The sequence below is a fragment of the Bordetella sp. BOR01 genome, from assembly GCF_019218885.1.
GTDB lineage: Bacteria > Pseudomonadota > Gammaproteobacteria > Burkholderiales > Burkholderiaceae_B > Bordetella_A.
On the sequence record NZ_JAHUWT010000003.1, the window covers coordinates 505,686 to 520,155 of the forward strand.

Genomic DNA, 14,470 nt, shown 5'->3' on the forward strand with positions numbered 1-14,470 from the left:
CGATGATTCCCTTCCCGGCCCTGGACGCATCTGCCGCCTAGTGCCGAAGCTGTATAGAAACAGCGCCAAAGCCCGGAACCGCAACTGGACCGGGCTTTTTTGTTGCGTGCCCGGTCCGTAGATCCAGAAAACCTACGAGACCCCACATGACCGAGATCGAATTCAACGCACTGGCCGCGCAGGGATACAACCGCATCCCCCTGGTGGCCGAAACCTACGCCGACCTGGACACCCCGCTGGCCATCTACCTGAAGCTGGCCCACAGCGGCCCCCAAGGCGGCCGCATGAGCTGCCTGATGGAATCGGTGGTGGGCGGCGAACGCTTCGGACGCTATTCGTTCATCGGCCTGCCGGCGCGCACCGTGATCCGTGCCAGCGGCACGACCACCGAAGTACTGCGCGACGGCCAGGTCAGCGAGACGCACGAAGGCGACCCGCTGGCCTTCATCGAGCAGTACCAGGCCCGCTTCAAGGTGGCCGTGCGTCCCGGCATGCCACGCTTCTGCGGCGGCCTGGCCGGCTATTTCGGCTACGACACCGTGCGGCACATCGAGCCGCGCCTGGGCCCGGCGGTCAAGCCGTTCCCGGCGGGCATGGACGGCGGCACGCCCGACATCATGCTGATGCACGTCGACGAACTGGTGATCGTGGACAACCTGGCCGGCCGCACTTACCTGATGGTGTATGCCGACCCCACCCAGCCCGAGGCCTACAGCCGCGCCCAGCGCCGCCTGCTGGACCTGCGCGCGCGCCTGCGCCGTCCGGTGGAAATCCCGTACAGCCACGCCAGCATGCAGACCGACGAGCGGCGCGACTTCAAAAAAGAAGACTACCTGGCCGCCGTGCGCCGGGCCAAGGAATACATCGCCGCCGGCGACCTGATGCAAGTGCAGGTGGGCCAGGTGATCGCCAAGCCGTTTCGCGATGCGCCGCTGTCGCTGTACCGCGCGCTGCGTTCGCTGAACCCGTCTCCCTACATGTACTTCTGGAACTTCGGCGACTTCCAGGTGGTGGGCGCGTCGCCCGAGATCCTGGTGCGCCAGGAGCAGGTCAACGACAACGGCGTGGCCAAGTCGCAGGTCACCATCCGCCCGCTGGCCGGCACGCGCAAGCGCGGCTCCACGCCCGAGCAAGACCTGGCGCTGGCCGAAGAACTGCGCGCCGACCCGAAAGAAGTCGCCGAACACGTGATGCTGATCGACCTGGCGCGCAACGATGTGGGCCGGGTGGCCGAAGTGGGCTCGGTGAAGCTGACCGATACCATGACCATCGAGCGCTATTCGCACGTGATGCACCTGGTGTCGAACGTGACGGGCACCCTGAATGCCGGCATGAGCAGCATGGACGTGCTGCGCGCGACCTTCCCGGCCGGCACGCTGACCGGCGCGCCCAAGGTGCGCGCCATGGAAATCATCGACGAGCTCGAACCGGTGCGCCGCGGTATCTACGGCGGCGCGGCCGGCTACCTGAGCTACGGCGGCGAAATGGACGTGGCCATCGCCATCCGCACCGGCGTGATCAAGAACGGCATGCTGTACGTGCAGGCGGCCGCCGGCATCGTGGCCGATTCCAACCCCGAACTCGAGTGGGCCGAGACCGAGGCCAAGGCCCGCGCCGTGCTGCGCGCCGCCGAACAAGTGCAGCATGGCCTGGACGAGCCCATCTAAGGCCCGCCCTAGCCGCCCCCTATTCCAAGCAACCGCGCAACCCATTCCGCAGGTGCCCCATGCTCTTGATGCTAGATAACTACGATTCCTTTACCTACAACCTGGTGCAGTATTTCGGCGAACTGGGCGAAGACGTGCGGGTGGCCCGCAACGACCAGATCACCCTGGACGAGATCGCCGCCCTGAAGCCCGACCGCATTTGCGTGTCGCCCGGGCCGTGTTCGCCGGCCGAGGCCGGGGTATCGGTGGCGCTGATCCAGCGCTTTGCCGGCCAGGTGCCCATCCTGGGCGTGTGCCTGGGCCACCAGGCCATCGGCGCGGCCTACGGCGGCGATATCGTGCGGGCCCAGCAGATCATGCACGGCAAGACGGTGCAGGTAACGCACCGCGGCACCGATGTGTTCGCCGGCCTGCCCTCGCCCTACACAGTGATCCGCTACAACTCGCTGACCATCGCGCCCGATACCCTGCCCGATTGCCTGGAGGTGACCGCCACCGCGCCCGACGGCGACATCATGGGGGTACGCCACAAGTCGCTGCCCCTGTACGGGGTACAGTTTCATCCCGAGTCCGTGCTGAGCGAGCATGGACATGACCTGCTGCGCAATTTCCTGAACATCCGATAAGAAGGGGACAACACATGACCATCTCGCCCACCGAAGCCCTGACGCGCTGCATCGAGCATCGCGAAATCTTCCACGATGAAATGCTGCACCTGATGCGCATGCTGATGCGCGGCGAAATGTCGCCGCAGATCGCCAGCGCGCTGCTGATGGGCTTGCGCGTCAAGAAAGAGACCGTCGGCGAAATCACCGCGGCGGCACAGGTCATGCGCGAGTTCGCCACGCCGGTCGCCACGCCCAACCCGCAAGACCTGCTGGACATGTGCGGCACGGGCGGCGACGGCAGCCATACGTTCAATATCTCGACCACCGCGATGTTCGTGGCCGCCGCGGCCGGCGTGCCGATCGCCAAGCACGGCGGGCGCAGCGCCTCGTCGTCATCGGGCAGCGCCGACGTGCTGGAAGCCCTGGGCGCCAACTTGGTGCTCAGCCCCGGGCAGGTGGCCGAGTGCATCCAGGCAGTCGGCATCGGTTTCATGTTTGCCCCGGCCCACCACAGCGCCATGAAAAACGTGGCGCCGGTGCGCAAAGAGCTGGGGGTGCGCACCATTTTCAACATCCTGGGGCCGCTGACCAATCCGGCCAATGCCGCCAACCAGTTGATGGGCGTGTTCCACCCCGACCTCGTCGGCATCCAGGTACGCGTCTTGCAGCGCCTGGGGTCGCGCCATGTACTGATCGTGCATGGCAAGGACGGCATGGACGAGGCCTCGCTGGGCGGCGCCACCCTGGTGGGCGAACTGAAAGACGGCGAAATCCGCGAATATGAGATCCACCCTGAAGACTACGGCCTCTCGATGGTGTCTAATCGGGGCATCAAGGTGGCCAACCGCGAAGAATCTCGCGCGCTTGTCATCCAGGCGCTGGACAATGTCGACGGCGTTGCCCGCGACATCGTCGCCCTGAATGCGGGCCTGGCCATTTACGCCGGCAACAAGGCCGATACCATCGGGCAGGCGCTGTCGCTGGCCTTTGAAACGATTTCTAACGGCTCGGCCCGCGCCAAGCTGGAAGAGTTCTGCGCATATACCCGGAAATTCCAGAAATGAACGACATTCTTGCGAGGATCCTCGCCGTCAAGGTCGAGGAAGTCGCTACTGCCCGCCAGATGCGCAGCGAAGCCGAACTGCTGCGCGAAGCGCAGGCCCGGCAAGACGTGCGCGGCTTTGCCCAGGCCATCGAAGACAAGATCGCCCAGGGCAAGGCCGGCGTCATCGCCGAGATCAAGAAGGCCTCGCCATCGAAAGGCGTGCTGCGCGATGACTTCAACCCCGCCGCCATCGCCGCCACCTACGCGATGCATGGCGCGGCCTGCCTGTCGGTGCTGACCGACGTGCAGTTCTTCCAGGGCTCGCACGACAACCTGCGGCGTGCCCGCGCCGCATGCCCGCTGCCCGTGCTGCGCAAGGATTTCGTCATCGATCCCTACCAGGTGATCTCGGCGCGCGCCATGGGGGCCGACTGCGTGCTGCTGATCGTGGCGGCCTTGTCGCCCGCCCATTTGCGCGAGCTGGAAGGCCTGGCCATGGAACTGGGCATGGACGTGCTGGTCGAGGTACACGACGCCAAAGAGCTGGACGTGGCGCTCAGCCTGAAGACCCCCCTGCTGGGCATCAACAACCGCAACCTGCGTACGTTCGAGACCCGCCTGCAGAACACGCTGGACCTGCTGCCGCAGATTCCCGCCGGCAAGCGCGTCATCACCGAAAGCGGCATCCTGTCGCCCGAAGACGTCAAACTCATGCGCAGCCACCAGGTCGATGCCTTCCTGGTGGGCGAAGCCTTCATGCGCGCGGAAGATCCGGGCACGGAACTGGCCCGCCTGATGGGCTGACCGCCCGGCTGCGATGGTAGCCGGGCCCACGCTGGCCACGCCGAGGATTAACATGGGTGCACGATCCGCTCCAGGAGAGACACGATGAAATCCCGATTGCGCTTGCTGTCGCTTGTCGCCGCCGCGCTGCTGATGGCGGGTTGCGCCAATGGCGACCACCAGCCTGGCCCCCCTCACCCGGGCGCCGCCAACCCGTACAGCAACGGCGGCTTCCACGACGCGGGGCCGAACTATCCGAACACGGGGCCCTAGGCGGGGCCGGCTATTTCCCGCCCGAGACCTCGATGAACGACCCGGTGGTATAGCCGGCTTCGTCCGAGAAGAACCACATCACCGCACCCGCCACTTCCTGCGCAGTGCCGCCGCGCTGCAGCGGGATGGCGCTGGCCAGGCGGTCGACGCGGCCCGGCTCGCCGCCGCTGGCGTGCATCTCGGTATAGATGGTGCCCGGCCGCACGGCGTTGACCCGTATGCCGTCGCCCGCCACTTCTTTCGACAGGCCGATGGTCAGGGTGTCCAGCGCCCCCTTCGAGGCGGCATAGTCGACATATTCGCCCGGCGACCCCAGCCGGGCCGCCACCGACGACACATTGACGATGGCGCCGCCGCGCCCGCCGTGGCGTGGCGCCATGCGGCGCACAGCCTCGCGGCAACACACCAGCGCGCCGACCACGTTGGTGGCCAGGATGCGCGCCACGCGCGCGGCATCCATGTCTTCGACGCGCATCTGCGTTTCCAGCACGCCCGCATTGTTCACCAGCGCATCGACACGGCCCAGTTCGCGGTCCACGGTCTGGAACAGTTGCACGATCTGGGCCTCGTCGGCCACGTCGGCGGCCACCGCGATGGCCCGCCCGCCGTCGGCCTGGATGACCCGCACCACGTCATCGGCCGCATCGCGGCGCCGATGGTAATTGACGCAAACCGCGTAGCCGCGTTGAGCGGCCAACCGGGCAACGGCGGCGCCGATGCCGCGGCTGGCGCCGGTGACGATCATGACTTTATCCGACGAGGGCATGCGGGGCTCCGTAGAAAAGGGGAAGTCGCTAGGCTTGCGCGGCAGGGCCGCGCGCGGCCCATTGCAGGGCGTCTTCGAGGCGGTCGTTGCCCCAGAACATTTCGCTGCCCACCATCAGGCTGGGCGCACCGAAAATACCCAGTTCGCGCGCGCGGTCGACCTGCCGCCGCAAGGCCTCTTTGGTACTTTCCCGGCACGCCTGTTCGATCAGCGCCGGGCCATCCTGCGCCAGGCCGTCCAACAAGGCGGCCACGACGTCCTGATCCTGGATATCGAGGTCGTCGACGAAATTGGCGCGAAACACCGCCCGGCAGAAATTGCGCCCCCATGGCTGGTCTTGCCCCAGCAAGGCCACGCGCGCCGACAGCACGCTCATGCGCGGAAACTGGCTGGGCCGCTGGTAGCCGATACCGTACTTGTCGGCCAGGCGCGCGATGTCGCGCATCATGTAGGCGCCCTTGCCCGGGAACAGCCGAAACGGCGAATCGTTCCACCCCTGGGCCTGGAAAATCGGCCCCAGCAGAAACGGCCGCAGCGCAACGCGCACGCCGGCCTGGCGCGCCAGCGGCTCGATCCGCTCGATAGCAAAGTAGCTGTAGGGGCTGGCGAAATCGAACCACATTTCGCAGGGCAAGGCAGGCGACGCGCTCATGCGGAAGGCTCCAGGATAAAGGCGACCCGCGCATCGGGCAGGCCGCTCAGGACAATATCGCGATTGCCGCCCAGCCGCACGGTATCGCCGGCGGCGAGCACATAGTCTTCGCGGCAACGGTCTTCGGATATCCACACCGTACCGGACTCGCACAGGATACGCAGCCCGCGGCCGCGCCTCAAGCGCACGACAGCCCGGGCCGGCAAGGCCAATGACATTCCCTGGGTGCAATACAGCTGGATGGCGGGGCTGGCCATGGCGGCTCCTGGCTGCGGCATGGCCCCAGGGGGCCATGTCTCGTCTGTTGCCATTGAACGCCCGGCGGGTATGATTGTTCAACCGATTTCCACGCCGCAGTCACATGCGCCACCGGAATGCCATACCCCTTATCGAAGCTGCCGCCGCTGGACCTGGTACGCGGGTTCGTGGCCGTGGGGCGGCGCATGAGCATCACCGTCGCCGCGCAAGACATGCACGTAACGCAGTCGGCGATCAGCCGCCAGGTTCGCGCCCTTGAGGCGCACCTGGGGGTCGCGCTGCTGTCGCGCGGCTTCCGCTCGGTATCGTTCACCTCTGAAGGCGCGCAACTGTTCCGCATGGCCGACCCCTGGCTGACACAGTTGGGCGAACTGGCCGGGCAATGGCGCGCACCCGAACGCCGCACGCCGGTCACCGTCACCACCACCATCGGCGTGGCGTCGCTCTGGCTATTGCCGCGGCTGGGCGATTTCCAGGCCGCCCACCCCACGGTGGACGTGCGCGTGGCGGCCGACAACCGCGTGCTGGACATCGACCGCGATGGCGTCGACATCGCCATCCGCTACAGCCCGCGCGAGACGGCGCCCGACGGTGCACGATGGCTGTTCGGCGAAGCCGTGGTGCCTGTGGCGCATCCGTTGCTGGGCATCGCCAGGCTCGACGCGGCCACCCTGGCCGGCCAGGTCCTGCTGGAATTCGACGACCCCACGCGCCCGTGGCTGCAATGGTCGGAATGGCTGCAGGCCCACCAACTGGGCCGGGTCCAGCCCAAGGGCATGCTGCGCTTTAACCAATACGACCAGATCGTGCACGCGGCGCTGGCCGGCCACGGCGTGGCGCTGGGCCGGCACGCGCTGGTCGAGCCGCTGCTGGCGCAGCAACGCCTGGTCGCCGTGGGCGACGTCCTGCAAAACGCCGCGCGCCATGCGTACTGGATGATATGCGGCGCGCAGCCGCGTTCGGCCGAAGTGAACATCGTGGCCGACTGGCTGGCCGACCAGGCGCGCGCCACCGCGCACGTGCCGGGTTGATTCGCGCTATTCTCGACGCACTCTCGCTTGCCATACGGAGCCCCTGCTCATGCGCTTTCCGGCCTGTTCCCTGTCGCGCGGCACATTGTGCGCGCTCAGCCTGTCTGCCGCGGCCCTGCTGGCCTGCGGCACATCCCCCGCGCTGGCCACCGCCCCGAGCCAGACTGCCCAAGCCCCCGGGTTCTATCGCATGGCGCTGGGCGACTTCGTCGTCACCGCGCTGTACGACGGCTATGTAGACCTGGACCCGACCATTCTCAGCGGCGCCAGCGCACAAGATATACAGGCGCTGCTGGCCAGCATGTTCGTGCCCTTCGACCCGGGCATGCAGACCGCGGTCAACGGCTACGTCGTGCAGAACGGCAAGCAGGTCGTGCTGGTCGATACCGGCGCGGGGCCCTGCCTGGGCCCCACGGCCGGTGGCCTGGCCGACAATCTGCGCGCCGCCGGCTTCCAGCCCGAGCAGGTCGACGCCGTGCTGCTGACGCACCTGCACCCCGACCATGCCTGCGGCCTGCTGACCGCCGAAGGTACGACGCTGTTCCCCAACGCCGACGTCTACGCGGCCCGTGCCGAGGCCGACTTCTGGCTGAGCGCTACCGTGGCAGCACAGGCCCCCGCCGACGTCCAGGCGTTCTTCAAGATGTCGCGCGATTCGGCCGCCCCCTATCAGGCCGCCGGCAGATTCCTGACCTACCAGCCCGACGACACCTTGCTGCCCGGCGTGCAAGCCGTGCCCACCCCTGGCCATACGCCGGGCCATACCTCGTACCTGTTCACCTCGGGACGACAAAGCCTGCTGGTCTGGGGCGATATCGTGCACAGCCATGCGGTGCAGTTCGCCCGCCCGGAAGTGGCCATCGAGTTTGACGTGGACAGCGCGCAGGCCGTGGCCAGCCGCAAGAAAGTCTTTGCCGACGCGGCGCGCAACCAGCTATGGATAGCCGGTGCCCACCTGCCCTTTCCCGGGCTGGGCCACGTGCGCGCCGATGGCCAGGGCTATGCGTGGGTACCGGCAGAATACGCGCCGCTGCGCCAACACCCCGCCAAGCCATGAAACCGCTACAGCCGCCGTAACAGCAGACTGTCGAATTTACTTGTCTTCGCTTGCCACGCAACGGTAAGCCAGCGCCGCGAGTATCGCCCCGGCGATCGGCGCGACCCAGAACAACCACAGTTGCTCGAGCGCCCATCCGCCCACGAACAGGGCCGGGCCGGTAGAACGAGCCGGATTCACCGACGTGTTGGTGACGGGGATGCTGATCAAGTGGATCAGCGTCAACGCCAGGCCGATCGGAATGGGGGCAAAGCCCGCCGGCGCGCGCTTGTCGGTGGCACCCAGGATCACGAACAGGAAACCGAAGGTCAGCACGACTTCGCACACCAGCGCGGCGCTCAAGGCGTACTGGCCAGGCGAGTGCTCACCGTAGCCGTTGGCCGCGAAACCGCTGGCGACCAGGTCGAAGCCCGGCTTGCCGCTGGCGATCCAGGCCAGCACCGCGGCCGCGATCACGGCGCCGATGACCTGCGCCACGGCATACGGCACGATCTCGCGGGCCGGAAAGCGCCCGCCCACCGCCAGGCCGACCGTGACCGCCGGGTTGAAGTGCCCGCCCGAGATGTGGCCCAGAGCGTACGCCATGGTCAACACCGTAAGCCCGAATGCCAATGCGACACCCGCGAAACCAATGCCTAACTCGGGAAAGCCGGCGGCCAACACCGCGCTTCCGCAACCGCCCAGAACCAGCCAGAAAGTGCCGATGAGCTCGGCCGTGCAACGCTTGGGTAACGAAGACATGATGCATTTCTCCATGAAAAACCGCAGTGAGCGTATCGCAACCACATCAAGTACAAAGTGAAGCTTTGCAAAGAGCACCTGGCCGCCCGCAGCGTATTCCCGGAATTCCGGCGCTGCGCGCAGCGATTACCATGGCGTTTTCCACTGTGCCCCCCATGCCATGCAAGAGACAGCCAGCCACCAATTGTCGATGACCATCCTGATGACGCCGGACATGGCGAATTTCGCGGGCAACGTCCACGGCGGGACCATTCTGAAGTATCTGGACCAAGTTGCCTATGCCTGTGCCAGCCGTTATGCCGGGCACTATGTCGTTACCCTGTCGGTCGACCAGGTGGTTTTTCGGCAGCCCATCCATGTGGGCGAACTGGTCACTTTCCTGGCATCGGTGAACTACACCGGGCGCACGTCGATGGAAATCGGCATCAAAGTCATTACCGAAGACATCCGCGGACAGGTCGTGCGCCACGCCAATAGCTGCTTTTTCACCATGGTGGCGGTGGACGATCAGGGCCAGCCCACGGCGGTACCTCAATTAGCCTTGCATACGCTGGAAGAAAAGCAGCGGCACGACGCCGCGCGCGAGCGCCGCGAACTGCGCCAGGCAATGGAAAAGCATCACCAGGAAATCAAGCGGCGGGCGCAAGACCCGTCGGTGGATAGCAGCGCATAAATGGAATCGGCGGCTCGTTGTTGCGGCATCGCAACGAAAAGGGCTGCCAACGCCTTGGGATTTTCCCTAGTTTTGTATTCGGCCCTGTGCGCCGAGGCCACTTGCATGGCCCCGAGAGAGCGCCGCGGCGCGGCTTGCCGCCGCGCCGGCCGGTTGGCAAACGGCCCGCCCTTCGCCCCCAGTGTCCATCTGCCGTACATTTTTTCAACGAATTGCGGGGCCGAATTTATCCAGCAATTTGATCAAAAGCGGCCCGATGCGGCGCAATTGTTCGAGATGCACGGCAGATAAGGCTTGCAGCTTGGTCTCGGCCAGTGGCGTCAGGGTGACGCGCACGCGACGGCCGTCGGCCGGATCCATGGAACGGGAGACCATGTCCATGCGCACCAGCCGGCTGATGAGTTCAACCGCGCTGTGGTGCTTGATGCAGAGTTTTTCGGCCAGTTCGCCCACGGTAAGGGCCTGCGCCCCGCTACCCTTGATGGTAAGCAAGGCCTGATGCTGCTGCGGCGACAAACCCTGGCCGTGAGCCTCGGCTTCGCTGAAAACGGTGAAGCACCGCAGCGCGTAGCGGAACTCGGCCAAGGTGGCGAAATCGGCCGGTTGCAATTCCCGCGTTTCGATATCGGCCCCCCGGATAGTTAGAGGATTCACCAACAGAATTCTAAACTACATCGTGATACGATCAATTCGACTTGGACTATGCGTGCTGGCGGTGCGCTGAGTGTCCGGACGCTTGCAGAACCCGATATGGCTCGCGCCGCCGTGCCATATTTTTTTTTATACGTTTCATGTCCAAGCCTCATGCGTCCTCCGGCACTGCGTCTCCGCCTCTCGGGTTTCAGCAACCTGGCACGGCACAATACGGAGACCTTCTATGCAGCTAAAGAACAAGCAAGACTTCTGGTCGGGGGTGATGTTCGCCCTGATCGGCGTAGGATTTGCGCTTGGGGCCACCCAATACAACATGGGCACATCCGCCCGCATGGGCCCCGGCTATTTTCCCTTCTGGCTAGGTGTCTGCCTGGCCATCCTGGGCGCCACAGTCGCCCTGGGCGCGATCTCCGCCAAGGCCACTGAAACCAAGATCGACAAGTTCGACTTCAAGATCCTGTTCATCATCATCGGTTCCGTCGTCCTGTTCGGGTTGCTGCTGCGCCCGCTGGGCCTTTATGTATCGCTGTTCATCCTGGTCGTGGGTAGCAGCATTGCCAGCCACGAATTCAGTTGGCGCGTGTCGCTGATCAACGGCATTTGCCTTGTGGCGTTCTGCTGGCTGGCGTTCATCAAGGGCCTGGGATTGATCTTCCCGCTGTGGCCGGCGTTTCTTGGCTTGAACTAAAAAACAGGGGAAGACAACATCATGGAATTGCTGGATAACCTCGCGCTCGGATTCTCCGTCGCGTTCACCCCCGAGAACCTGCTGTACGCCCTGCTGGGTTGTATCCTGGGCACGCTGGTCGGGGTGCTGCCCGGGCTGGGCCCGGTTCCCACCATCGCAATGCTGCTGCCGATCACCTACGTGCTGCCCCCGGTGGCCGGCCTGATCATGCTGGCAGGCATTTATTACGGTACGCAATACGGCGGGTCCACCACCGCCATCCTGGTCAACCTGCCAGGCGAGACATCAGCGGTGGTGACAGTGCTCGATGGGCACCAGATGGCGCGCAATGGACGCGCCGGGGCAGCATTGTCGCTGGCTGCCATCGGCTCGTTCTTTGCAGGCAGCGTCACCACCATGCTGATCGCCGCCTTCGCGCCCCCGCTGGCCGAAGTCGCCTTCAAGTTCGGTCCCGCCGAATACTTCTCGCTGATGACCCTGGGCCTGATCGGCGCCGTGGTGCTGGCCTCGGGTTCGCTGCCCAAGGCCATCTGCATGATCTTGCTGGGCCTGCTGCTGGGCATGGTGGGCACCGACGTCAACTCGGGCGTGGCCCGCTACGACTTCGGCATCCCCGAACTGCAAGACGGCATCGACTTCGCCATCGTGGCCATGGGCGTGTTCGGCTTCGCCGAAATCCTGTCCAACCTCGAACAAAAGGAAAACCGCGTCGAGCTGCAGGACAAGATCGGTTCGCTGTACCCCAATCGCCAGGAAATCCGGGAAGCCGTCCCTGCCATCGTGCGCGGCACGGCACTGGGTTCGATGCTGGGCATCCTGCCCGGCGGCGGTTCGGTGCTGTCGGCCTTTGCGTCCTACACGCTGGAAAAGAAGCTGTCGAAGGAACCCGAGCGCTTCGGCAAGGGCCACCCGGCCGGCCTGGCCGGCCCTGAATCGGCCAACAACTCGGGCGCGCAGGCTTCGTTCATCCCGCTCCTGACGCTGGGTATCCCGGGTAACGCCGTGATGGCGCTGATGGTCGGTGCCATGACCATCCACAACATCCAGCCCGGCCCGCAGGTCATGACCAGCCACCCGGACTTGTTCTGGGGCCTGATCGCCTCGATGTGGATCGGCAACCTGATGCTGGTGGTGCTGAACCTGCCGCTGATCGGCATATGGGTCAAGCTGCTGAAGGTGCCCTACCGCATCCTGTTCCCGGCCATCCTGGTGTTCTGCACGATCGGCGTGTATTCGCTGAACTACAACACGTTCGACATCTACACCACGGCAATCTTCGGCGTCATCGGCTACTTCTGGGCGAAACTGAAGTGCGAAGGCGCGCCGCTGCTGCTGGGCCTGGTACTGGGCCCCATGATGGAAGAGAACTTCCGCCGTGCCCTGCTGCTGTCGCGCGGTGACTTCTTCACCTTCGTCGAGCGTCCGCTGTCGGCTTCACTGCTGGCCGCCGCCGCCGTACTGGTGGTGCTGGTAGCGCTGCCGTCGATTCGCAAGAAGCGCCAGGAAACCTTCGTCGAAGAGGACTGACGCATCGAAAGCAGGTGCCGGACCCGCCCGGCATCTGCCAACGGACGACACGCTGCGTGAACAGGTGTCAGGTGCCCCAAGGCGCCTGACACCTTTTTTTTTGCCCTGTTACTTGGCGTACGCCACAACCACACCTTTTGCATTGACTCAAATCAATAATAGTTGTGCACGCAACCAAATCCTTATATAGTTGCGCACACAACTAATACAAGGAGACCCGGCATGACGGACCCTGCCCCGTTGCCTGCCCATGTAGCCGTCCTGATCGCCGGGGGTGGCCCGGTGGGGCTGGCACTGGCGGCGCTGCTGGCCGAGTACGGCATCGCCTCGCTGACGGTCGAGGCCGATGACGGCTACTGCACGGGCAGCCGCGCCATTTGCATATCGCGCCGCTCGCAAGAGATTCTGTCGTGGATCGGCGCCGACCGGCCGCTGGTGGGCAAGGCGCTGCCCTGGAACAGCGGGCGCAGCTACTACCGCAACCAGGAAGTGCTGCGCTTCGAGATGCCCAGCGACCCCACCCAGCGCTATGCGCCGATGGTCAACATCCAGCAGTACTACATCGAGGCGTATGCCCACCAGGCCTCGCAGCGCGGCCGGGCGCCCGCGCAGGTGGCCTGGTCGAGCCGGGTGGCGCAGGTACGGCCCGACGCCGCCGGCGTCACGGTATGCATCGACAATGCCGACGGCTCGCACACCGTGCGGGCCGATTGGGTGGTGGCCTGCGATGGCGGCCGCAGCACCGTGCGCGAGCAACTGGGCCTGGCCCTGCACGGTATGCAGTACGAAGGCCGCTACGTCATCGTCGATATCGAGCAGGCGTCATCGCGCCCCACCGAACGGCTGGCCTGGTTCGATCCGCCGTCCAACCCTGGCTCTACCCTGCTGATGCACCGCCAGCCCGACAACGTATGGCGCATCGACTACCAGATCGGCGATGACGAAGATGCGCAAGCCGCCGTGCAGCCCGAGAACGTGCTGCCGCGCGTGCAAAGCCACCTGGACATGATCGGCGAGACCGAGCCGTGGAAGCCCTTGTGGATCTCGATGTACAACGCCAAGTGCCTGACGCTGGACAGCTACCGCCACGGCCGCGTGCTGTTCGCGGGCGATGCCGGGCACCTGGTGCCGATCTTCGGCGTGCGCGGCTTGAATTCCGGCCTGGACGATGCCGGCAACCTGGCCTGGAAACTGGCCTGGGTACTGCGCGGCCACGCCGACGATACGCTGCTGGACAGCTACAGCCAGGAACGCGTGCATGCCACCCGCCAGAACCTGAGCTATGGCGCGAAAAGCACCGAATTCATGGCGCCGCCAGACTACGGTTTCCGGCTGCTGCGCGAGGCCGCGCTGCGCCTGTCGCTGGCCGACCCCAGCGTGTGTTCGCTGATCAATCCGCGCCAGTCATCGCCGATTTCGTACCGGGGCTCGGCCTTGAATGCGGCCGACGGCGTGCCCCAGGCTGGCCCGCAGGCCGCCCCCGGCGAACCCGCGCCCGAGGCACGGGTGCGGCAAGACGGCAAGACCTGCCACCTGACCCGGCAATTCGGCCGGGCGTTCACCGTGCTGGCCTTCGACTGCGACCCGGCCGCGCTTGCACCGCTGGCAGACCTGGCGCAGGCCGCCACGCCGTTGCGCATCCTGTCGATCGGCCGCGCGCCCGGCGCCGCCCTGCACGACGCCGACGGGCAGGCCTGTGAGCGCTACGGTGCCCGGCCAGGCACGCTGTACGCCATTCGCCCCGACGGCTATGTGCTGGGCCGTTGGCGGCAGGCAGACATATCCGTCGCGCGCCTGGCGCTGGCGCCTTATCATCCTTTTACGCAGCAGGCCCGCCATGACTGAATCCGACCTGGACCTGGCTTACACCCAATTGGCACAAGCCCTGACGCGGGTCGGCGACGCCCAGGCGCCGCTGTTCCTGTCGGCGCTCTGCCTGTCGCTGATCAGCCGGCAGGATGCGGCCGCGCCCGTGCTGGCCCTGATCGAGCAGGCCGAGCAAGCCGCGCGGGCCTGATTGCCGTACCCGATAGCAGTACCTGTTTGC

At 65.7% G+C, this 14,470-nt stretch carries 17 protein-coding genes; 12 read left to right on the forward strand and 5 right to left on the reverse strand.

What is annotated here, in order from left to right; genetic code table 11:
- Positions 1-146 precede the first annotated feature (146 nt).
- From trpE to KW845_RS17200, 5 genes are all read left to right on the forward strand, one after another.
- Positions 147-1,667 (forward strand): anthranilate synthase component I, encoded by a 1,521-nt coding sequence (trpE, locus tag KW845_RS17180; RefSeq protein ID WP_218370551.1) that lies wholly within the window; start codon positions 147-149, stop codon positions 1,665-1,667.
- Positions 1,668-1,726: 59 nt separating this feature from the next.
- Positions 1,727-2,293, forward strand: coding sequence for an aminodeoxychorismate/anthranilate synthase component II (locus KW845_RS17185; RefSeq protein ID WP_218370552.1), 567 nt, complete (start codon positions 1,727-1,729; stop codon positions 2,291-2,293).
- A gap of 14 nt (positions 2,294-2,307) precedes the next feature.
- Positions 2,308-3,339 carry an anthranilate phosphoribosyltransferase gene (gene trpD, locus KW845_RS17190; RefSeq protein WP_218370553.1) on the forward strand — a complete coding sequence of 344 codons (1,032 nt, stop codon included), beginning with the start codon at positions 2,308-2,310 and terminating at the stop codon, positions 3,337-3,339.
- Entirely contained in the window at positions 3,336-4,124 is a 789-nt protein-coding gene (gene trpC, locus KW845_RS17195) for an indole-3-glycerol phosphate synthase TrpC (RefSeq protein WP_218370554.1), read from the forward strand. Before trpD ends, trpC begins: the two co-directional genes overlap by 4 nt.
- A gap of 84 nt (positions 4,125-4,208) precedes the next feature.
- Positions 4,209-4,376: a hypothetical protein gene (locus tag KW845_RS17200; RefSeq protein WP_218370555.1), complete on the forward strand. Its 168-nt coding sequence runs from the start codon at positions 4,209-4,211 to the stop codon at positions 4,374-4,376.
- A 10-nt stretch (positions 4,377-4,386) separates the two neighbouring features.
- Here the strand turns inward: KW845_RS17200 and KW845_RS17205 are convergent, their stop codons facing one another.
- From KW845_RS17205 to KW845_RS17215, 3 genes are read right to left on the reverse strand one after another with little or no spacing between them, the layout of a single operon-like run.
- Positions 4,387-5,142, reverse strand: coding sequence for an SDR family oxidoreductase (locus KW845_RS17205; RefSeq protein ID WP_218370556.1), 756 nt, complete (start codon positions 5,140-5,142; stop codon positions 4,387-4,389).
- 28 nt (positions 5,143-5,170) lie between these two features.
- A complete protein-coding gene (locus tag KW845_RS17210) occupies positions 5,171-5,794 on the reverse strand; it encodes a 2-hydroxychromene-2-carboxylate isomerase (protein WP_218370557.1) in 624 nt (207 codons plus the stop codon).
- Positions 5,791-6,051, reverse strand: a complete 261-nt coding sequence (locus KW845_RS17215; protein WP_218370558.1) for a DUF2917 domain-containing protein — start codon at positions 6,049-6,051, stop codon at positions 5,791-5,793. Before KW845_RS17215 ends, KW845_RS17210 begins: the two co-directional genes overlap by 4 nt.
- A 117-nt stretch (positions 6,052-6,168) precedes the next feature.
- Here KW845_RS17215 and KW845_RS17220 point away from each other — a divergent pair, with 117 nt between their 5' ends.
- Both KW845_RS17220 and KW845_RS17225 read left to right on the forward strand, forming a co-directional pair.
- A complete protein-coding gene (locus KW845_RS17220; RefSeq protein ID WP_218370559.1) occupies positions 6,169-7,083 on the forward strand; it encodes a LysR substrate-binding domain-containing protein in 915 nt (304 codons plus the stop codon).
- Positions 7,084-7,132: 49 nt separating this feature from the next.
- Positions 7,133-8,140, forward strand: coding sequence for an MBL fold metallo-hydrolase (locus KW845_RS17225; protein ID WP_218370560.1), 1,008 nt, complete (start codon positions 7,133-7,135; stop codon positions 8,138-8,140).
- Between the two features lie 36 nt (positions 8,141-8,176).
- Here the strand turns inward: KW845_RS17225 and aqpZ are convergent, their stop codons facing one another.
- Complete coding sequence (aqpZ, locus tag KW845_RS17230; protein ID WP_218370561.1) at positions 8,177-8,881, reverse strand: aquaporin Z; 705 nt, start codon at positions 8,879-8,881, stop codon at positions 8,177-8,179.
- A gap of 160 nt (positions 8,882-9,041) precedes the next feature.
- Here aqpZ and KW845_RS17235 point away from each other — a divergent pair, with 160 nt between their 5' ends.
- The gene (locus KW845_RS17235) at positions 9,042-9,554 is read left to right on the forward strand and encodes an acyl-CoA thioesterase (RefSeq protein WP_218370562.1); all 513 of its coding nucleotides are present in this window, start codon (positions 9,042-9,044) and stop codon (positions 9,552-9,554) included.
- A gap of 204 nt (positions 9,555-9,758) precedes the next feature.
- Here KW845_RS17235 and KW845_RS17240 read toward each other — a convergent pair whose 3' ends face one another.
- Positions 9,759-10,208, reverse strand: a complete 450-nt coding sequence (locus KW845_RS17240) for a MarR family winged helix-turn-helix transcriptional regulator (protein ID WP_370628247.1) — start codon at positions 10,206-10,208, stop codon at positions 9,759-9,761.
- 223 nt (positions 10,209-10,431) lie between these two features.
- Between KW845_RS17240 and KW845_RS17245 the strand changes: the two genes are divergently transcribed.
- From KW845_RS17245 to KW845_RS17260, 4 genes are all read left to right on the forward strand, one after another.
- Entirely contained in the window at positions 10,432-10,896 is a 465-nt protein-coding gene (locus KW845_RS17245; protein ID WP_218370563.1) for a tripartite tricarboxylate transporter TctB family protein, read from the forward strand.
- 21 nt (positions 10,897-10,917) lie between these two features.
- The gene (locus tag KW845_RS17250; protein ID WP_218370564.1) at positions 10,918-12,423 is read left to right on the forward strand and encodes a tripartite tricarboxylate transporter permease; all 1,506 of its coding nucleotides are present in this window, start codon (positions 10,918-10,920) and stop codon (positions 12,421-12,423) included.
- Between the two features lie 222 nt (positions 12,424-12,645).
- Positions 12,646-14,268 carry an FAD-dependent oxidoreductase gene (locus tag KW845_RS17255; RefSeq protein ID WP_218370565.1) on the forward strand — a complete coding sequence of 541 codons (1,623 nt, stop codon included), beginning with the start codon at positions 12,646-12,648 and terminating at the stop codon, positions 14,266-14,268.
- Positions 14,261-14,440 carry a hypothetical protein gene (locus KW845_RS17260; protein ID WP_218370566.1) on the forward strand — a complete coding sequence of 60 codons (180 nt, stop codon included), beginning with the start codon at positions 14,261-14,263 and terminating at the stop codon, positions 14,438-14,440. Before KW845_RS17255 ends, KW845_RS17260 begins: the two co-directional genes overlap by 8 nt.
- Positions 14,441-14,470: the final 30 nt, after the last annotated feature.